Raw genomic sequence first — 19994 nt, 5'->3', positions numbered from 1 at the left:
GTATTGTGCTATTTTAGCAAGCAAAATAGTAATGGACTTTAACGTAAACGTGTTAATTAAAGTATTAAAAAATATAGGGTTACTTTGTAGTGTTGCATCGATAGCGCTGCTAGTTGGATGTGATAATAATAAGCAAAATCAATACTTAGAGTTTTTGTTACAAAGTGACAATATACCCGTCAATTGTAATTCTTCGTTAAAACAGCAGTATCAGCTATCGCAGTTTTGGTTTTACCTTTCGTCAGTACAAGTTAAAGGTGATAAAGGCTGGCACCCTGTCTCTTTGCAAGCAACTAAATGGCAAACCGATGGTGTGGCGTTAATAGGGCAGCACTGTCGAGACAATCAATCACAAAATTGGCAGTTGGCACTTACTGACGCCTTACCGGAAAAAATATCTGCCATCTCTTTTAAGATAGCGGTACCGTTTAATTTAAATCATCAAAACCCGCTGCAGGCACAAGGTATTTTTGACAATGGCAATATGTTTTGGACTTGGCAGCAAGGATATAAATCTCTGCGCCTAGATCTTGATAATCATGCTGGTGAAGGCTGGGCGTATCATATTGGTGCGGTTGGTTGTAACTCTCCTAGCGCAATGAGGGCGCCGAAGCAGCAATGCCGAGAACCAAATCATATTAATGTGCTTGTTGAACAATTTGATAAAAACAAAGCCATCAAAGTTGATATTGGCCGTATCGTGCAAGGAATTGAATTGGGCGCGTCGACACGGTGCTTATCTATGCCTACTCAGAAAAGCTGTAATGAGCTAAATCGCAATATGAACAACAAAAATACATCGGTGTTTTATCAATAATGATGAAGTTTAAAATTCCAGTTTTAATTGCGGTTTTAAGTAGCATATTCATGGTGTCGTGCGGTGATACTACTACCTCAAATGAACCTTATGACTGGAAGTTTCCTCAAGGCTTTCCCAAGCCATTCGTGCCAGCAGATAATCCCATGTCGGTGGAAAAAGTCGAACTTGGACGTCATTTGTTTTATGACACCCGATTGTCTGCGAATCAGGTGCAATCTTGTGCTAGCTGTCATCTACAATCAAAAGCATTCTCAGAGCCACTGGTAACTTCAATTGGCTCAACAGGGCAGGTGCATCGCCGTAACGCTCAAGCATTGGTTAATGTGGCTTTTAATCATTCCCTCACTTGGGCGAATGATGAAATCTTCACTCTTGAACGACAAATACTATTGCCGTTATTTGGCGAGGAACCTGTGGAAATGGGGGTAACAGGGCATGAATTTGAGATTTTAAAACGATTAGATTCCCCCTTGTATCAATCGCTATTTGAAGATGCCTTCGGTGATGATGAGATTAATTTTGATCGCATCGTTAAGGCTTTGGCTAGTTTTACCCGAAGTTTAATTTCTTTAAACAGTCCATTTGACCAATACGCCTATCAAATGAAAGACAACGCTTTGACGCCTTCTCAGTTGCGAGGAATGAATATGTTTTTTTCCGAAAAGCTCGAATGTCATCATTGTCATGGCGGATTTAATTTTACGCAATCGACAACCCATGAAAAACAGCAGCTGGACTTGCGTGCCTTTCACAATACTGGTCTGTATAACACCGCAGGAAAATATAACTATCCTGAGCTAGATACTGGACTTTTTGAAGCTAGCGCTAAGATGCAAGATGTCGGCAGGTTTCGCACGCCTACGCTTCGCAACGTCGCATTAACTGCCCCATATATGCACGATGGGAGTATTGCGACATTAGAGCAGGTTATAGAGTTTTATGCAGCTGGGGGCCGAAATATAACTGATGGTAAATACGTTGGTGATGGCCGTCTTAATCCACATAAGAGCCAGTTTGTTAAAGGGTTTGATTTAGATGAACAGCAAAAACAGGATTTATTAGCGTTTTTACATGCCCTTAGCGATCAAGATTTTATAGTCAACCCGGCGTTCAGCAATCCATTTGAGCAGCGTAATTAAATCAGCTCAACAACGGATTGCTCATTGAGTAATTGAATGATCGCGCTAGCGCGCATCGGTTTTGAAAGGAAGAACCCTTGGCCAAAGTTACAGCCCATTTCACTTAACAACTGGCTTTGTTCTGCGGTTTCAATACCTTCTGCTACGGTTTTCATACCAAGGCTATCAGCCATGGTAATAATCGCTTTACACAGAGCTATTTCTTTTGATTGTGGGCTCAGGTTCGAAACAAAGCTGCGATCTATTTTTAAGTAATCGATATCAAATTTGTTGAGATAAGATAGCGAAGAGTAGCCCGTTCCAAAGTCATCAAGTGCGATAGGCATACCACAAGAGCGGAAATCCTTTAAGGTTTGCATCGACTTTTGATTAGATTTAATCAGCAAGGTTTCTGTTAATTCCACAATAATCGACTTATCCCGCACGCCTTGCTCCGTTAAATGGCGGCACCATGCTTTAGGATCGAGCGTTTCACTGTGATACTGCACCGGCGAGGTATTCACCGAAATACTAAACTGCGGCTCAATTCGTTGAAAAATTTTAACTTGTTTCGCAGCTTGCTCAAACACCCATTCGCCAATGATATTGATAAGGCCGGTTTCTTCAGCCAATTCAATAAATTCATTTGGTGGCACTATACCAAGCTCTGGATGCTTCCAGCGCAATAAGGCCTCTGCTTTCATAATTTTTTTAGAATGCATGCAAACGATTGGTTGATACTCTAGATAGAGTTCTTGGCGTTCAATTGCCATCCGTAAGTCGTTGGACAGAGCGACGCGTTTACTGGCGTTTGATTGTAATTCTTGAGTAAAGTATTGAAAGTTATTACGCCCCAGCGCTTTGGCGTGATACATAGCTTGGTCGGCGTTTTTTAATAATTGTACGTCGTCTACACCATCATTTGGGCTAAAAGTAATACCTATACTGGTGCTAATGTAATGAGGTTGGCCATTGAGTTCAAATGGTGTCGCTAAGGCTGCTAAAATGCTATTGGCGATACGTTCAATGACTGAGATATTTTCGAGATCGCTTAGAATTATTGTAAATTCGTCACCGCCTAAACGAGCGACCATATCTATATCTCGAACACATTTCTTGAGGCGAGAGGCAACTTCAATTAACAGCTGATCGCCGACATCGTGTCCCATTGAATCATTGACCTCTTTAAAGCGATCGAGATCTAAGAACAAGAGCGCTACCTGCTTGCCGCTACGCGCGGTTTTTTTGATTTCGAAAATCAGGCGTTCTTTAAACATTAAGCGGTTGGGTAAATCTGTTAGGCTATCAAAGTTGGCTTGTAACCATATATTTTCTTCTGCCAATTTACGCTGCGTGATATCGCGAAAGCTCCAAAAGCGGCCAACAAAGGTTTTTTGCTCGTCAAATAACGGCGCGGAGAATCGCTCAAAGGTACGGCCATCTTTCAAATTAATCTCGGCGAAGCTTTGTGTATTGTTATCGGCGTTGTGGGAGCGAACCGACATTAAGAATTCTTTGGTGTTAGTTACTTTTTTGGTCATAGCGTAAAGCACATGCCAATTGTCAGTATTAACGAATTGCTTTTCGTCTAAGCCCCAAAGTTCTCTAAACTGTTTGTTTGCAGAAACTAGTTTTCCTTGTGCATTGAATGTAAGAATACCGTCAATCGATGCTTGCTGCTGCGTTTTTAGAATACTGTTCATCAAACGCATTTCTTTAATAGCAAGGTGCTTGGAGCGCCACAAAAATGCAATGGGAATCAGTACAAATACAAAAAGAGTAAAACTTAAAAACCAAATCACCGTTTGCGACAACATGAAGCCTGTTGCGGCGAGATTAAAAACTAAAGAGTCAGTTTTTACGTTTTGTTGCGGTGCAATATCAGCAGCTATTTGTTGCCAACGCATCTCGCTAGAATCGCCAATTTCCAATAAATTTGGCTGCATTAAATAGATCAGTTGTCTCGATTCAACCAACATCGAATTAACGCTTAGAGCATCATTGTAAACACTTTTAATAAAGCTGGCACTGTACTGCGGATTATCAAGCGCGAATTGCCACCCTTGGATGGTCGCTTGTTTAAATTTTTTAGCTAAATCAATATTGCCACTGAGGTAAGGCTCAAGTGCGACAATACTCGCGCCGTAGAAGTTGAGTCCCAATGAGCGTGAATTTATTAGCTCATAAGCTTTGGATATCTGCGCTGAGATGTGAGGTAAATCGGTAATTTCAATGGCAATAGCAGCCACTTGATTATTGTTAAATAAGCTAATATCTTCGCTGTTGATAACTTGGTAATCGTCTTTTCTTAGCCCTGCTTTACGTAGCATTGCATGCAACTCGCTGGCGCGATGCGTAATAGCTATATTTTTTCGCTTTAGTGAATCAATAGTAACGTTGGGATTAGTGAGAAGAACCCAAGGCGAAAATTGCTCGATGGTTGCTAACACTCGTAAATCGGGATGTGATGTTAGTTGATTGACTACTGATGAGCCTACTACAGTGAAGTTGGTTTGTTGGTTGAGTAACGGGGTTAGAGGATCAAAACCATCGTTTGGAGCATCTTTAATAACGACATCGAGACCATAGTTTTCGTAAAAACCTTGTTCTTTCGCGATGTAAAAACCAGCATGACTAAATTGGTGTTGACTGTCTAACTGCAATGTAATTTTAGATAGTACATTGTTGCCATCAAACGCGTAAGTTTGATAACTCATGAGTAACATAAGAACAACAAATAGATATTGTGACAGTCGTTTGATCATTATAAAAGGTTACTAAACTAGTTCTTTTTTATTATTGTGATTTGTTTTAGTACGCGGAAAGTCTAATGATTGGTGGTTGAAAGTCAATCAGTAACAAAGGTGAAATTAACCAAATATTGATTTAGCAAGTTTTTTACTTAATTTTTAATTAAATGTTAATAGCTTCAATAGCTTATTATCTTATATAAAATATTACGCTTAATGTTTACTGAGCTAGCATTTTGCGCAGCGCTTAGATACAAAGATCAGTTAAGTCCCTTGTAGAGTTATGAATTTTAATTCAAGATAGCTTAAATGCCCATTTGCAATCGACACCATGACAATATTCACTAAATCCAAAATCTGTGCACTAGCTCTGCTACTAATGCCAATTGCACAGGCCGATGCCACGATTTCTACCGCTTGGTACAAAGTAGATAAGATCCAACAAATCTTAAAGCTGGTAGATAAAAAATGTAAGGACGATGAAGTTGAAAAGTGTCAACGTACACGTCATTGGCGAGTTTATTACAAGGCAACTAGCCGCACGGCACCGCTGCAGAAATTTGTGGAAACAGTATCAGAAGATGTACCTCAATTAGGTGCAATGATGCAAATAACTGTCGATGTAAAGAACAAAAAGAAGGCCGCTAGTTAGCGGCCTCTTCATTTCTACAGGGTTAGATAGCTATTTTTTAACAGCTACAGCGTTTGATTGATGTAATTATCAACTTGTTGCTCTAAGACATTTAATGGCACCGGGCCATTGCGTAAAATCGCGTGGTGGAAATCGCGAATCGAGAATTTCGCCCCTAATTTGTCTTTGGCTTTTTGTCGTAATTCAACGATTTTTATCATACCAATCTTATACGCCGTCGCTTGTGATGGCATCACGATATAGCGTTCAATCGCTTTAACCACATCGCCTTTCGGGTTTGGTGTATTTTGCACTAAATAATCGATTGCTTGTTCACGTGTCCAGCGCATTTGGTGGATGCCTGTATCAACTACTAAGCGACATGCGCGCCATAGTTCCATCGCCAAGCGGCCAAAGTCAGAATATGGATCTTGGTAGAAGCCAATCTCTTTTGGCAGCAATTCGCTATACAAGCCCCAACCTTCAGAATAGGCCGTGTAGTGGCCATATTTTCTAAAGTCTGGAATGCCAGTAAGCTCCATGCCTAATGACAATTGCATATGGTGGCCTGGTACACCTTCGTGGAAAGCTAATGCTTCCATTTGGTATTTCGGCATATTGTTCATGTCATAAAGGTTGGCGTAATAACGACCTGGTCGCGTACCATCCGGAGAAGGGCGGTTGTAAAAGGCTTTGCCTGCAGATTTTTCGCGAAATGGTTCAACTGCTTTTACAACTAGCTCGGCTTTTGGTTTGACGATAAACAGCTCGTCTAAACGGCCTTTCATTTGATCTATGTAATCGGTGGCTTTGGTCAGATAAGCCTGACGGCCTTCATCGGTGTTAGGGTAGTAAAACTGTTTATCGGTACGCATAAACTCGAAGAACTGATTTAAGTCCCCTTGGAATTTCACTTTGCGTATAATCTCGCGCATTTCTTCGTGAATGCGGGCAACTTCACTTAAACCTATTTCGTGAATTTCTTTTGCGGTTAAGTCGGTTGTAGTGGTGTTTTCTAATGCGCGTTTGTAAAACAGATCGCCGTCTGGAAACTTCCAAGCGCCGTCGTCATAACTCGCGCGGGCTTGCTGCTCTCGTAAATAGCTAATTAATGTGCTGTAGCCAGATTTTACATCGCTTACTAACGCATCTCTCGCTTGGTACTTGAGTGTTTCTTTCTCGTTATCTGATAAAGATAATTTGTCTACTTTACGAGAAAAATCTGCGTATAACGGGCTCACACTTTTTGAGTTAAAGGGCTTGCCTGTTAACACATTCATTGAATCATTGATAACGTAAGCATAAACAAAGTGCGGTGCCATAATGCCGCGTTCTTCGCGATCGCGTAGGTTTTGAGTCAGCTGCTTCATTAGTTTTTTCAAGCCGTGAAGGCGAGCAATATACGCCTGAGCGTCGCTTACACTTTCAATTTTATGGGCGTTAATCAACATGCTTACCGCTTGACTGTGTAAGCCGCGCATTTGACTCACAGGGTAGGTGTGAAAGCGCCATTGATGATCATTAATAGCGTCTTTTAGCTTGTTTTCAAACAGGTAGAAACTTAGTTTTGTTTGCTCATCTAATAGCTCTGGGTTGAGCTTTTTAAGGCGATTGAGATCGTTAATATCTTTTAAATGATTAGCTTGTGCCGTGCTATCACTAATATCATCCCATTTGTCATAGTCTTGTTTAATACCCATATAGGTTTGACGAATCGGGCTTGCCATCAAATTTTCTTTGTAGATGTCATCAAATAGCTGGTTGGCCATTGCTGAATGCGCCGCAATTTGCGCTACCTGAGTTGCTGTAACTGCCGGTGAGGTGGCTACATTCACTTGTTGCGCAGGAGTTAGTTGCTGTGCAAGTTGCTCTTTATCTGATTCATCTGGCGTAAAATTAAGGCTACAACCGCCCAGCGCAAGTGCGCCGGCACCTAAAAAGAGTAGTTTATGATTCATGGGGTTTTCCCTTGTTATTCGATGGCGTTTCGAAGTTAGTCTACAAGATCTAATCAAGTGTTCAAATTAACTAACCATTTTCCATAAAAATATTAAGTAATTCATTCAGAAAGCGCTGGCCGAGCGGCGTTACTTGCCAATGACTTTCGCTTTGTTCTATTAGTCCTTTGTCAATCGCTTTATTCATCGGATTTGCGATGGCTTGTTCGCTTAATCCTGTGTAATGGCTAAACTCATTGCGTGGACATGGCTCAACTAATCGCAAGCGATTCATAAAGTATTCGAGGGCGATGTCTTCTTCGTCTATTGACCAGCGATCAAAGGTGTAATCCTTAGCAGGATCTAAATAGCCTTTCGGGTGTTTTACCTTGCTGGTGCGCCAAATTTTATTTTGCTTAACATCAGTTATTTTACCGTGTGCGCCACACCCTATGCCGATGTAATCGCCAAAACGCCAATAGTTCAGGTTGTGCTGACATTGATAGCCCGGTTTGGCAAAGGCTGATATTTCATATTGCACATAACCAGCATCGATTAACGCTTGGCGTCCAGCATCGAAGATATCTGCTAATACTTCATCGTCGGGAATTGTTGGCGGCTTGGAATGAAACTGGGTATTGGGCTCTATTGTAAGCTGATACCAAGATAGGTGAGGTGGTGCTAGTTCTATCGCTTGCTTGAGATCGCTTAGCGCATCGCCAACCCCTTGTTTGGGGAGGGAGTGCATTAAATCGATATTATAAGAGCGCAGTGCAAGTGAGTTCGCTTGCACTGCGGCATTCACCGCTTCGTTACCGTCGTGAATTCGCCCCAAAATGGTTAATTTGTCTTCTTGAAAAGATTGTACGCCAATAGAAATCCGGTTAACTCCAGCAGCTTGAAACAGCTTGAAGCGACCCGCTTCCACGGTGCCAGGGTTGGCTTCCATGGTGACTTCCAGTTCGTCGCTACAATCTATTTTTTCTTTGACGCCATCGAGTAAGCGCTTCATTTGTGCTGGCTCTAGTAAGCTAGGCGTGCCGCCACCGATGAAGATTGACTGTAATTGGCGGTCTTGAACGCTTGCTAATTCTTGATCTAAATCTTCTAACAAAGCGTCGACATAGGCTTGATGGGGAATATCAGTCTTGAGGGCGTGGGAGTTAAAATCGCAATAAGGGCATTTTTGCACGCACCACGGAATATGAATATACAGACTCAGTGGTGGCAGTTGTAACAGACTTGCATTCATTATTGGTGATTAGCCAACTGAGGCACTAGCGCTGCAAGTGCTTTGGCGCGGTGGCTGAGTTTGTTTTTGTCAGCTTTTTCCAATTGGGCACTGGTGCACCCTAGTTCAGGAACTAAAAATACTGGATCATAACCAAAACCTTCGCGGCCCTCTTGGGTTGTGGTGATCTCGCCATCCCAGAAACCTTGACAGATAATAGGCGTTGGATCATTTTCATGTCGCATATATACCAGTACACAAACAAAGCGTGCTTGGCGCTCTGAAGAAGGAATATCCTTCATTGTGTCGAGTAGTTTGTCGATATTAGTTTGATCGGTGGCGTTATCGCCGCTGTAGCGCGCAGAATAGATACCAGGTGCGCCGCTCAATGCCATAACTTCTAAGCCTGAGTCGTCGGCAATGGCTGGCTTGCCAGTAATTTTTGCGGCATGGCGCGCTTTAATAATCGCGTTTTCAACAAAGGTAGTGCCTGTTTCTGGCACATCTGGGACCTTGAATTCACTTTGTGCAACAACGTCTAACTTGAGTGGCGCCAGCATTGATGCCAACTCTTTAACTTTACCTTGGTTGCCTGTGGCTAAAACGATTTGAGACATATAAAAAACCTAATTTAGAGCTTAGTCGACATAAAATTGTTGAGTGAAGTTAACCTGACTATTGAGGCCATCTTTGTTAACTGCGCGTACTTTAATTGTAAATTGCTCTTTGTGACGAAATGGAATTGATGCGATGTAAAAAATCGCATTGCTTTCTTTGATCTCTTTAAAATCTAACTTGACGATTTTTCCGGTTAGATTAACGGCTTCACCTGTTACCTTGCCTGATACCGCAGGATTGCCATCAAGTACCGTATCTAAGATAGAAATATTGATAAAGCCATTATAGCTAGAGCGCTTAATGCCATAAGTGCTGGCTACTTTTGGTGTTAATAACGTTGTCGGTAGCGCGATGTAATGAATTTGGAATCGTCCTGACTGCTCGTACTGACCGCCTGTTTGAACCTCTTTGTCATCGGCTGCATGAACTGAAACAGACAGGCCAATTAACAACGAGCTTAATAAAGTGATGAATTTTTTCATTGTTTTTCCTTTAATAGCCGCTAGAGAACTTGCCAGATAGGACCAAGTAAATCGCCCATTAGCATATTGATAAAAATAAGCACCATAGAGACCACCATCAATGATAAATCGAGACCTCCTAAATCTGGCATACGGCGACGGATAGGGTAAAGAATTGGTTCGGAGATTTGCGCCAGTACTTGTTCTACTGGGTGTCTACCTTGGCTAATCCAACTCATGATGGCGCGGATCAATAATACCCAAAATAGCAGTAATCCCGTCTTCTTCACAGCAAACAACAGGCCTAAAATTAGCAGCGATAATGGATCAAAACCATTCCCCATTGCCATGAGCACCGCCATTTTACCAAAGCTCACTAAGAGAGCTAATACGATGCTCGCCATATCTAGGCCAAATAACCCCGGAATCAAGCGTCGTAGAGGACGCACTAAAGGATCTGTCGCCTTAACGATAAACTGGCTAAACGGATTGTAGTAATCAGCGCGGGCGATTTGTAGCCAAACGCGCAGTATTACAATCATAAAATAGGTGTTAAACAGAATATCGATTAGAAAATTAAAAGAACTCATTAAGTGGGTATCCTATTAATTGATATTAAAACTCTTTGGCCATTTCGCTTGCGCGCTTAACGGCGTTGGTCATTGCATTATCTATCATGGTGTCAAAACCTTGAGATTTAAAGGTCTCGATAGCTGCATGAGTGGTTCCGCCTTTCGAAGTGACTTGTTTTCGCAGTTCGCTAAGCTCTAAATGATCATTATGTCTTACCATTTCAGCAGCGCCTAACGCGGCTTGTTGAATCAATAAACGCGCTTCTTCACCTGTTAGTCCCATGCGAACGGCACTTTGTTGCATATATTCCATCATTAAGAAGAAGTATGCTGGTGAGCTGCCGCTACAGGCTGTAACTAAATCGATGTGAGATTCTTGTTCAACCCATAGGGTTTCGCCAACACTGTCCATGATTTGGCTGATCAGTGCTTTATCTTCCTCAGTCACCCCTGTATCGGCAAAGAGACCGCTCATACCTAAACCTAATAACGATGGCGTATTTGGCATCACTCGTACTAAAGGTACTTGCTGGCCTAGATAGTCGTAGTAACTTTGACAACACAGTCCTGCGGCTAACGACACGAATAGTTTGTCGGATAAATCAGTCGTGATAGCACGGCACATCGTTTCCATCAGTTGTGGTTTGACGGCGATAACAACGATATCAGCCCATGCAATTGCGGCATTATTGTCCGTTGTTGTGCTGATGCCAAACTGTTGCTCTAGTGCGTCGAGTTTTTCAGTTGATGGATTTGCCGCCATTATCAAACTGCTAGGGTAGTGCTTAGCAGACAATCCACTGATAATACTGCGGCTCATGTTACCTGCGCCAATAAAGGCTATTTTGTGTTGTTGCATGACAACTCTCTGTTTCTTTAAACTGTTAAATTGGATTTAGCCACGTGCGCCAAAGATTGCGCTACCGACTCTAACCATGGTCGAACCGTTATTGATAGCGTGCTCGATATCACTGCTCATGCCCATCGATAACGTATCAACCGTTGTATATTGCGTTTTCAGTTGCGTTAACAACTCATTCATGGTGGAAAATTGTTGATTGATAACATCGACATCATCTGTTTTGACGCCAATAGTCATTAAACCGCGCAGGGTAAGGCGCTCAAAACTTACTATTTCTTTAGCTAGCGACATCACCTCTGTTGGTAATACGCCTGATTTGGAGTCTTCACCGCTGATATTAACTTGAATCAGTACTTGTAGCGGTTGTTGATAAACACCCCGTTGCTCATTGAGTCGTTTAGCTATTTTTAAACGATCAATGGTATGAACCCAATCGAAGTGCTCAGCCACTTGGCGTGATTTGTTTGACTGCAGCGGACCGATGAAATGCCATGTCAGGGATTTATCATTAAAATGAGTGACTTTCTCTACGCCCTCTTGAACGTAATTCTCTCCAAAGTCGCGCTGTCCAGCAGTAATGGCCTCGGTGATATCTTCTACAGGTTTGGTTTTACTGACCGCAATCAATTGCACTGAATTTTCGTCGCGATTAGATTTTTTCTCAAAAAAACGAATACTGTCAATTGCTGAATTTAATCGTTCTGTTATGTTAGGCATAATATTAACTAATTATAAATCGAAGGTTTTTTATGGATATTACCGAATTATTGGCGTTTAGTGTAAAACATGACGCATCAGACTTGCATCTTTCTGCTGGTGTTCCGCCTATGATACGTGTTGATGGTGAAGTACGAAAGCTAAACGTGCCACCTTTAGAGCATAAAGAAGTTCACAATCTGATTTATGACATCATGGATGACAAGCAGCGCAAAGATTACGAAGAGCATTTAGAGTGTGACTTTTCGTTTGAAGTACCAAATATGGCGCGCTTTCGTGTTAATGCATTTGTTCAAAACCGCGGTGCTGGCGCGGTATTCCGTACCATCCCAAGTGAAGTGTTGACCTTGGAGCAAATTAACGCCCCGCATATTTTTAAGAAGATTTCTGAAAATCCACGTGGTCTAGTATTGGTGACAGGCCCTACTGGTTCAGGTAAATCCACCACGTTAGCTGCGATGATTGATTATATTAACGAATCAAAACGCGAGCATATTCTTACCATCGAAGATCCAATCGAATTCGTCCACCAAAACAAGCAATCATTGATTAACCAGCGTGAAGTACACCGCGACACCCATGGTTTTGACGCGGCACTCAAAAGTGCATTGCGTGAAGATCCCGATGTAATTCTTGTTGGTGAGATGCGTGACTTAGAAACCATTCGCCTTGCATTAACGGCAGCTGAAACCGGTCACTTAGTATTTGGTACGCTCCATACCACCTCTGCATCTAAAACCATCGATCGTATTGTCGATGTTTTCCCTGCGGCAGAAAAAGACATGGTAAGAACCATGTTATCAGAATCACTACAAGCGGTAATTTCGCAAACGCTGGTCAAGAAAATTGGTGGTGGGCGTGTTGCTGCTCATGAAATCATGGTGGGGACACCTGCGATTCGTAACCTAATTCGCGAAGCTAAAGTGGCGCAAATGTATTCGGCAATTCAAACCGGTATGGCGTTTGGTATGCAAACTCTTGATCAGTCTTTGAGTAACTTAGTAAATAGCGGCGATATTACGCGTGAAGACGCAATGCTTAAAGGTTCTGGCAAAGCAACACTGTAGGACAGATAGATGAAAATATTACCTTATTTACAGGCTTTGGTTGAGCAAGACGGCTCTGATTTATTCATTACCGTTAATGCCAAACCAAGCATCAAGGCTCACGGCGCTATGGTGCCTGTTGATGATAATGATTTATCGCCAGAGCAGGCGCTAGAAATTGTTTTGGGCACGATGAACACCAAGCAGCGTCAAGAGTTTGAAACCACTAAAGAATGTAACTACGCAATCGCGGTTGATGGCGTAGGCCGTTTCCGTTTAAGTGCCTTCTGGCAGCGCAATATGGCGGGCTTGGTTGCTCGTCGTATTGAAACTGAAATCCCTGAAATGGATGATTTAAAACTACCAGCCGTACTTAAAGATGTGATCATGAGTAAACGCGGTCTAGTCATTATGGTTGGTGCAACTGGTACTGGTAAATCAACGTCTCTGGCGGCGATGATTGGCCATCGCAATCGTCATAGTAAAGGCCACATTTTAACAGTAGAAGATCCTATTGAATTCGTGCATGAACACCGCCGCTCTATTGTTAATCAACGTGAAGTTGGCGTCGATACCGAATCCTTTGAAGCGGGTTTAAAATCTGCACTGCGTCAGGCACCTGATGTAGTACTGCTTGGGGAAATCCGTTCTCCTGCTACTATGCAATACGCACTAACGTTCGCCGAAACTGGTCATTTATGTGTGGCAACACTTCATGCCAATAATGCCAACCAAGCCATTGAACGTATTATGCACTTAGTGCCAAAAGAGAAACATCAGCAGTTATTGTTTGATTTATCTCTGAATCTTCGAGCTATTGTGGCACAACAATTAGTGCCTGTTAAAAATGGTAAAGGACGCCGCGCGGCGATCGAAGTAATGCTTAACTCATCTCGCGTATCGGATTTGATCGCCAAAGGTGAACTGCATTCACTGAAAGAAACCATGGCAAAGTCAAACGAGTTAGGGATGCAAACCTTCGATCAAGCGTTATTTAATCTCTATCAACTAAACGAGATCAGCTACGCCGACGCACTGCATCACGCAGACTCACCAAATGATTTACGTCTGATGATCAAACTTAATGGCGGTAAGGATATCGATGCCGGGTTATTAAGTGAAGTGACTTTAGATATGGATTAGTGAGTTGATTCATTAAATAGAAAACGGCGGATAGATTTGTTTACCGCCGTTTTTTTTGTGCCTAAGCTAAGCACCATATTGCGCTTCAAACCAACTCTCTAAGATAAGTACCGCCGACACGCTATCTACTTTTCCCTTGGTCAATTTTTTATAACCGCCTAACTCGAATAAGCGCTCTTTTGCTTCAACTGTGGTTAAGCGTTCATCGTGGCCGTGGACAGGTAATTTGAATCTGTTGTAGAGGCGTTTTCCGAATTTCTTAGCGCGCGCTGTCAGTAATTGCTCACTACCATCCATATTAGTGGGGTAGCCGATAACAATATCTGTCGGCTGCCATTCGTTAAAAATGTCATCGACGGCTTGCCAGTTGGGAATACCATCGACAGCCTTTAATGCTGGAAGGGGACTGGCTGTGCCAGTGATTTGCTGGCCAATAGCAACGCCAATGCTTTTGGCGCCAAAGTCGAAAGCGATAATACAGCTCATAGCATCTCTTAAAAGGTAATAAATTAAAGTGAAATAACGGTGTTAATTGTCAAATTAACTATGGCCTGCTTGGTGAGATATTTGCCATACGTCAAAACCTAATTGTTGCGTAGCCAACTGCCAGCGCTGGTCGATTGGTGTCGCAAACAAATGCTCTGGATCGCAGGGACAAGTAAGCCATGAGTTTTCAAGTAGCTCTTGTTCGAGTTGTCCCGGTTCCCAACTGGCGTAACCCAGAGCGATGATAAAGTTATCAGGAGCATCACCTGTACCTAAAGATGACATAATATCTTTAGAGGTCGTTACCATAATATCGTCAGAACATTGCTCGCTACTATTCCAGCCGTTTTGTGGGGAGTGTAAGACAAATCCACGCTCTTGATTGACAGGGCCGCCATTAAAAACTTGCTGATGGATGTTTGGCGTTGCGTGAGTCGTAATGGGCAATTCCATTTTTTCTAGCAACTGCTCGACGTTTAGCTGACTAATAGGCTGATTGATAATAAAGCCCATCGCACCGTCTTCGTCGTGTTTGATCAAATAAATTACAGTGCGATTAAAATAAGGATCGTCCAAATTGGGCATCGCAATTAAAAACTGGTTTCTCAAACTATCCATCTAGACGGTGATCCTCAATCGTTATTTAGCCGCCAGCCAATTTTACGGTATGGCCTTTTTTCTCGAGATGCGCCTTGATGACATCGCGCTTATCTCCTTGAATTTCAATAATGCCATCTTTAACTGCACCACCGCAACCAGCAAGTTTCTTTAGCTCTTTAGCCAAGGCTTTGAGATCTTTTTCATTCATTAGCAAGCCGCTAATGGTCATAACGCCTTTGCCTTTACGGCCTTTGGTTTCACGTCTGATGCGAACAATTCCGTCGCCTTGAGGGATTTCTTGTTCTGGTTTTTCTTCTTTAATACGACCACGGTCGGTGGCAAATACCAGTACTGAGTCATCGATTCTCATGTTCAATTCCTAACAATCGGGATAATGAGCTTGATTTTATCAGAGCTAATCTCTTTCATAAATCTTAATGGCTGATAGAATGTCGAGAATTACGTAAAAAATAACGCTAACGCCGAGTATATTATGAAATGGTTCGCCGCCGTTCTCATTGTTTTGTTGGCATTATTGCAGCACCGTTTGTGGTTTGGGAAAAACAGCTGGCCCGATTATTTACAGCTCAAACAAGAAATTGTCTCTCAAACTAAAGAGAATCAAGCGCTAACTGCAAAAAATGCACTGCAATACAAAGAGATCAACGATTTGAAAAACGGTCTTGATGCCGTGGAAGAGCGCGCGCGAAACCAGCTAGGTTTAATCAAAGACGGCGAAACCTTCTACCGAATTGTTGAGTAATAAATCGAATAAAAATAAGAGCAGATCTATTTTGTTATCATACCCTATTTACGCTGTCGTTCCTGCCGCTGGTATTGGTTCACGCATGGGCAGCGAAATCCCTAAACAATATTTAACCATCAATGACAAAGCCATTATTGAATATACCTTAGAGCCATTGTTAAACGATACGCGTATCGACAGTGTTTATGTCGCGCTAAGTAAAAATGATAAGTGGTTTAGCGAACTAGCCATTGCTAGTCACCCTAAACTCGTGGTTGTTGAAGGTGGTGTTGAGCGCGCTGATTCGGTGTTATCGGCATTGCATGCGATTGAGGAAGATGGTGTTGTATTAGTGCACGACGCGGCAAGACCTTGTTTAACTACACAAGATATCGATTTATTGTTGAGTAATGCTTCGATGGATCGTGGAGCCATTGTCGGTTCATTGGTGCGAGATACCATGAAGCGAATTAACAGTAATGGCACCATTGAAAATACAGTCGATAGAGAAAATTTATATCACGCATTAACCCCGCAAATGTTTCCGCTATCCTCCTTAAAATCCACGTTAAAAGAAGCCTTGGCTCAAGGTGTGACAGTCACGGATGAAGCTTCGGCAATGGAGTGGGGCGGTATGCAAATAACGATGCTTAATGGTCGCAGTGACAATATAAAGGTGACAAGACCAGAAGATATGCAACTAGCACAGCTATTTTTACAAAGCCAAGGGCGTTTAAATAATTCACAGGAAAACTCATGATAAGAATTGGTTACGGTTACGACGTACATAAATTTGGCGGCGAAGGTCCGGTAATAATAGGTGGTGTTGCCATTGAGCACGAATTTGGATTAGTGGCTCATTCAGATGGTGATGTAGCACTGCACGCATTGAGTGATGCGCTGCTCGGTGCAGTGGCGATGGGAGATATCGGCCATCATTTTCCAGATACCGATGACGAATTCAAAGGTGCGGATTCGCGAATGTTATTACGCCATGTTTATGGCTTGGTTAAAGAGCAAGGTTATAAATTGGGTAACGCCGATATTACTATTGCCGCACAGGCCCCTAAAATGGCACCGCATATCGAGGCGATGCGTCAGGCGATAGCGAGTGATTTAGAGGCTGAACTTTCACAAATTAATGTGAAAGCGACAACAACTGAAAAGTTAGGCTTTGTAGGTCGTAAAGAAGGTATTGCCACCGATGCCGTTGTCTTACTGGTAAAAGCGTAATTTATGACACTACCAAACTGGCGTCATCTGCATGCCGAGCCAACCGCATTAGGGCGCATTAAAACTTATAACAGCGATTTCATTGTTATTGAAAACCTCGGTTATGGCCCCGAAGGAAGCGGTGAACACCTATGGTTAGATATCGAGAAAGACGGTTTAACCACAGCGTTCGCTGCCAAACTCATTGCTCGTTGGGCGGGTGTTACACAGCGTGAAATTGGCTATGCGGGAAAGAAAGATCGCTATGGGGTGACTCGCCAGAGTATTACGGTTCATTTACCGGGCAAAGACGCACCTAATATTGACGCGTTAGTAACGCCACAGCTTAGGGTACTTAATACATCTCGTCATAATAAAAAAATTAAAACAGGTGCACTTAAAGGCAATACTTTTGAATTAGTCGTTCGTGACCTTCAACTAGACGATGATTTAGAAAAGCGTTTAACTGCAATCAAAAATAGCGGCGTGCCGAATTATTTTGGTCAGCAGCGCTTTGGCCGGGATGGCGAAAATATTGAGCGCGCACAGTCTTTGTTTACTGGCAATAAAGTCAAAAATAAAGATGTGCGAGGGATGCTGTTATCTAGTGCTCGCTCCTTAATATTTAATGATGTTGTTAGCGCGCGAATTGCCTCAGGCCTGCACACTAAACCTATCGATGGTGATGTGTTTATGCTCGGTGGTAGCAAAGCCTCTTTTAAGCCTGAGCAAAACGACGATGTCATTATTAAGCGATTTAACGATGGTGACATCGAGCTTAGTGCGCCGATGTGGGGAAAAGGCCTTAATAAGGCAACTGACCAAGCGCTGGAATTAGAGCAACAGGTAGTGGACAAATACGAGCTATTTGCCTCAGGTCTTGCGCAATATGGATTAAAGCAAGAGCGCCGCGCACTGCTCGTTAAACTTAAGGACATGAGTTGGCAGGTAATTGACGATGGTCTCAAGTTAAATTTTTCATTGCCATCAGGCAGTTATGCCACTAGTGTATTGCGAGAGTTAGCAATAATTAGCGACGCTTCAAACAGCGAACAAATGGGAGAGTAACCGTTGAATATCTTAATTAGCAATGATGATGGTGTACACGCGCCGGGTATTGCGACCTTACATAAGGCGCTAAATGACAGCATGGATAGCACCTTAGTTGTTGCTCCCGATCGCAATTGCAGTGCAGCAAGCTCGTCATTAACATTAAGTAATCCGCTTCGCACAACCACTATGGACAATGGCTTTATCGCGGTTAATGGTACACCGACTGATTGTGTTCATCTGGCGATTAATATGCTGTGTCAAGAAGATCCACAGTTGGTTGTGACTGGCATTAATGCCGGAGCCAACCTTGGTGATGATGTGATTTATTCAGGTACAGTCGCTGCGGCAATGGAAGGACGCTATATGGGATTGCCGTCTGTTGCGGTTTCGCTGGCTGGAAAAGAGCTTATTCATTATGAAACCGCTGGCATTTACGCCGCGAAAATAGTGCATCAACTGCGTGATTGCCCATTGCCTGCTAATCAGATCCTCAATGTTAATGTACCTGATTTACCACTAGAACAAATAAAAGGCATTAAGGTTACCCGCCTTGGTGCACGTCATCGCGCGACTTCTATGGTCAAAACTCAAGATCCTGGTGGTCGTGATATTTATTGGGTTGGTCCATTGGCTAAAGCAGATGATGCCGGAGAAGGCACAGACTTTCATGCTATTGCCAATGGTTACGTCTCTATTACGCCAATCACCGTCGATTTGACTGCGCATCAACGTCTAGAGAAGCTGCGCCAATGGGCTGAACAAATATGAGCAACCTATTAACGACCACTAGCCGCAACGGACAGCGATTAGCGCAAAGTTTGAAGCAAGAAGGCATTAGCGATGAGCTAGTGCTGGCGGCTATTGCTGCAACCCCGCGTCAGCTGTTTATCGACCAAGCGTTGGAATATAAAGCATACGAAAACACGGCGTTGCCTATTGGCCATAAGCAGACGATCTCTCAGCCGTATATCGTTGCGAAAATGACTCAGCTTTTATTGGCTAACGGGCCGGTCAAAAATGTACTAGAGATTGGCACAGGCTCAGGTTATCAGTGCGCTATTCTTGCCCAGCTAGTTGAGCATGTTTATACCGTGGAGCGCATTAAAGACTTGCAGCGCCAAGCAAGAAGGCGCTTACGTCAGTTAGATTTGCACAATGTTTCGATGAAGCATGGCGATGGCTGGCAAGGCTGGTCTTCAAAAGGTCCTTATGATGCAATTATCGTCACCGCTGCGCCTAGTGAGATCCCAGTTGAGTTGTTGCAACAATTAGTTGACGGTGGTCAGCTTATTATTCCAGTAGGTGATGTAACGCAAAAATTGTTACTTATCACACGAGAAGGTGAACGCTTTAGCAAACGCGAAGTCGAAGCCGTTAAATTTGTTCCTTTATTAGCTGGAGACCTTAGTTGAAAATATTTAGTGCGATGTATGAGTGGACTATGAAAGCCGCGAGGCACAAACACTCAAGTTACTATTTAAGCTTTATGAGCTTTGCTGAATCTGTGTTCTTTCCCATCCCTGTCGATGTGATGCTAGCGCCAATGGCTTTGGCCAAGCCAAAATCTGCGTGGTATTACGCGTTTTTAGCGACGGCATTTTCTGTCATCGGCGGTGTTGTCGGATATTATTTGGGTTATGCACTGTACGATAGTGTTGTACAACCGATCATTGAATCTGTCGGCTATCAAGATAAATTGACCACTGCCGAAGCTTGGTTCACCGAATACGGTATTTGGGTTATCTTTATTGCTAGTTTTACGCCTGTGCCATATAAAGTGTTCACGGTAACTGCTGGTATTATGTCGATGGCGTTTTTACCTTTTGTATTGGTTTCTTTTATCGGACGAGGCTTGCGCTTCTTTATGGTAGCTGGACTAATGCGTTGGGGCGGCGAGGCAATGGAAGAGAAGCTTAAACTCTATGTCGATAGAATTGGCTGGACCGTTGTTGCCTTAATCGTAATCGCCTTGATAGTGATGAAATTGTAAAG

The 19994-nt window shown here is 42.9% G+C and carries 23 protein-coding genes; 12 read left to right on the top strand and 11 right to left on the bottom strand.

The features are described 5' to 3' along the window. Positions 1-31: 31 nt before the first annotated feature. Both MHM98_RS06135 and MHM98_RS06130 read left to right on the top strand, forming a co-directional pair. A complete protein-coding gene (locus tag MHM98_RS06135; protein ID WP_239438386.1) occupies positions 32-817 on the top strand; it encodes an MbnP family copper-binding protein in 786 nt (261 codons plus the stop codon). Between the two features lie 50 nt (positions 818-867). After that, positions 868-1959 (top strand): methanobactin export MATE transporter MbnM, encoded by a 1092-nt coding sequence (locus tag MHM98_RS06130; RefSeq protein ID WP_239438903.1) that lies wholly within the window; start codon positions 868-870, stop codon positions 1957-1959. Here the strand turns inward: MHM98_RS06130 and MHM98_RS06125 are convergent. Continuing rightward, positions 1956-4703: an EAL domain-containing protein gene (locus MHM98_RS06125; protein WP_239438385.1), complete on the bottom strand. Its 2748-nt coding sequence runs from the start codon at positions 4701-4703 to the stop codon at positions 1956-1958. The two genes, MHM98_RS06130 and MHM98_RS06125, sit on opposite strands and share 4 nt — an antisense overlap. 316 nt (positions 4704-5019) lie before the next feature. Here MHM98_RS06125 and MHM98_RS06120 point away from each other — a divergent pair, with 316 nt between their 5' ends. Then, positions 5020-5340, top strand: coding sequence for a hypothetical protein (locus tag MHM98_RS06120; RefSeq protein WP_239438384.1), 321 nt, complete (start codon positions 5020-5022; stop codon positions 5338-5340). A gap of 44 nt (positions 5341-5384) precedes the next feature. Here the strand turns inward: MHM98_RS06120 and MHM98_RS06115 are convergent, their stop codons facing one another. From MHM98_RS06115 to MHM98_RS06085, 7 genes are all read right to left on the bottom strand, one after another. Then, positions 5385-7277: a DUF885 domain-containing protein gene (locus MHM98_RS06115; RefSeq protein ID WP_239438383.1), complete on the bottom strand. Its 1893-nt coding sequence runs from the start codon at positions 7275-7277 to the stop codon at positions 5385-5387. A gap of 70 nt (positions 7278-7347) precedes the next feature. Then, positions 7348-8508 carry a radical SAM family heme chaperone HemW gene (hemW, locus tag MHM98_RS06110; protein ID WP_239438382.1) on the bottom strand — a complete coding sequence of 387 codons (1161 nt, stop codon included), beginning with the start codon at positions 8506-8508 and terminating at the stop codon, positions 7348-7350. Further along, positions 8508-9104: an XTP/dITP diphosphatase gene (locus MHM98_RS06105; protein WP_239438381.1), complete on the bottom strand. Its 597-nt coding sequence runs from the start codon at positions 9102-9104 to the stop codon at positions 8508-8510. The genes hemW and MHM98_RS06105 overlap by 1 nt, the downstream gene beginning before the upstream one ends. Before the next feature lie 21 nt (positions 9105-9125). Next, positions 9126-9587 (bottom strand): DUF4426 domain-containing protein, encoded by a 462-nt coding sequence (locus MHM98_RS06100; protein ID WP_239438380.1) that lies wholly within the window; start codon positions 9585-9587, stop codon positions 9126-9128. 20 nt (positions 9588-9607) lie between these two features. Then, positions 9608-10156, bottom strand: a complete 549-nt coding sequence (locus tag MHM98_RS06095; RefSeq protein ID WP_239438379.1) for a YggT family protein — start codon at positions 10154-10156, stop codon at positions 9608-9610. A 25-nt stretch (positions 10157-10181) separates the two neighbouring features. Continuing rightward, complete coding sequence (gene proC / locus MHM98_RS06090) at positions 10182-10997, bottom strand: pyrroline-5-carboxylate reductase (protein WP_239438378.1); 816 nt, start codon at positions 10995-10997, stop codon at positions 10182-10184. Between the two features lie 36 nt (positions 10998-11033). Beyond that, positions 11034-11717: a YggS family pyridoxal phosphate-dependent enzyme gene (locus MHM98_RS06085; protein WP_239438377.1), complete on the bottom strand. Its 684-nt coding sequence runs from the start codon at positions 11715-11717 to the stop codon at positions 11034-11036. A 32-nt stretch (positions 11718-11749) separates the two neighbouring features. Between MHM98_RS06085 and MHM98_RS06080 the strand changes: the two genes are divergently transcribed. Further along, complete coding sequence (locus MHM98_RS06080; protein WP_239438376.1) at positions 11750-12784, top strand: type IV pilus twitching motility protein PilT; 1035 nt, start codon at positions 11750-11752, stop codon at positions 12782-12784. Between the two features lie 9 nt (positions 12785-12793). Beyond that, positions 12794-13906, top strand: coding sequence for a PilT/PilU family type 4a pilus ATPase (locus MHM98_RS06075; protein WP_239438375.1), 1113 nt, complete (start codon positions 12794-12796; stop codon positions 13904-13906). Positions 13907-13972: 66 nt separating this feature from the next. On the opposite strand, the gene ruvX is transcribed toward MHM98_RS06075, so the two are convergent. The 3 genes from ruvX to yciH are packed head-to-tail and all read right to left on the bottom strand — an operon-like array spanning position 13973 to position 15362. Further along, entirely contained in the window at positions 13973-14392 is a 420-nt protein-coding gene (gene ruvX, locus MHM98_RS06070; RefSeq protein ID WP_239438374.1) for a Holliday junction resolvase RuvX, read from the bottom strand. Between the two features lie 54 nt (positions 14393-14446). Beyond that, on the bottom strand, positions 14447-15010 hold the full coding sequence (locus tag MHM98_RS06065; RefSeq protein WP_239438373.1) for a YqgE/AlgH family protein: 564 nt from the start codon (positions 15008-15010) through the stop codon (positions 14447-14449). Between the two features lie 25 nt (positions 15011-15035). After that, positions 15036-15362: a stress response translation initiation inhibitor YciH gene (gene yciH, locus MHM98_RS06060; RefSeq protein ID WP_239438372.1), complete on the bottom strand. Its 327-nt coding sequence runs from the start codon at positions 15360-15362 to the stop codon at positions 15036-15038. Positions 15363-15485: 123 nt separating this feature from the next. On the opposite strand from yciH, the gene ftsB reads away from it, so the two are divergent. The 7 genes from ftsB to MHM98_RS06025 are packed head-to-tail and all read left to right on the top strand — an operon-like array spanning position 15486 to position 19992. Beyond that, positions 15486-15755: a cell division protein FtsB gene (ftsB, locus tag MHM98_RS06055; RefSeq protein WP_239438371.1), complete on the top strand. Its 270-nt coding sequence runs from the start codon at positions 15486-15488 to the stop codon at positions 15753-15755. Between the two features lie 31 nt (positions 15756-15786). Continuing rightward, complete coding sequence (ispD, locus tag MHM98_RS06050; protein ID WP_275441429.1) at positions 15787-16497, top strand: 2-C-methyl-D-erythritol 4-phosphate cytidylyltransferase; 711 nt, start codon at positions 15787-15789, stop codon at positions 16495-16497. Continuing rightward, positions 16494-16970, top strand: coding sequence for a 2-C-methyl-D-erythritol 2,4-cyclodiphosphate synthase (gene ispF, locus MHM98_RS06045; protein WP_239438370.1), 477 nt, complete (start codon positions 16494-16496; stop codon positions 16968-16970). Before ispD ends, ispF begins: the two co-directional genes overlap by 4 nt. A gap of 3 nt (positions 16971-16973) precedes the next feature. Continuing rightward, positions 16974-18017 (top strand): tRNA pseudouridine(13) synthase TruD, encoded by a 1044-nt coding sequence (locus tag MHM98_RS06040; protein WP_239438369.1) that lies wholly within the window; start codon positions 16974-16976, stop codon positions 18015-18017. A gap of 3 nt (positions 18018-18020) precedes the next feature. Beyond that, positions 18021-18770, top strand: a complete 750-nt coding sequence (gene surE / locus MHM98_RS06035) for a 5'/3'-nucleotidase SurE (RefSeq protein ID WP_239438368.1) — start codon at positions 18021-18023, stop codon at positions 18768-18770. Then, positions 18767-19414, top strand: a complete 648-nt coding sequence (locus MHM98_RS06030) for a protein-L-isoaspartate(D-aspartate) O-methyltransferase (RefSeq protein ID WP_239438367.1) — start codon at positions 18767-18769, stop codon at positions 19412-19414. Before surE ends, MHM98_RS06030 begins: the two co-directional genes overlap by 4 nt. Next, positions 19411-19992 (top strand): YqaA family protein, encoded by a 582-nt coding sequence (locus MHM98_RS06025; protein WP_239438366.1) that lies wholly within the window; start codon positions 19411-19413, stop codon positions 19990-19992. The genes MHM98_RS06030 and MHM98_RS06025 overlap by 4 nt, the downstream gene beginning before the upstream one ends. The last annotated feature ends 2 nt before the right edge of the window (positions 19993-19994 follow it).

This window comes from Psychrobium sp. MM17-31 (assembly GCF_022347785.1).
Classification (GTDB): Bacteria; Pseudomonadota; Gammaproteobacteria; order Enterobacterales; family Psychrobiaceae; genus Psychrobium.
This window is presented reverse-complemented; position numbering and strand designations above follow the sequence as displayed.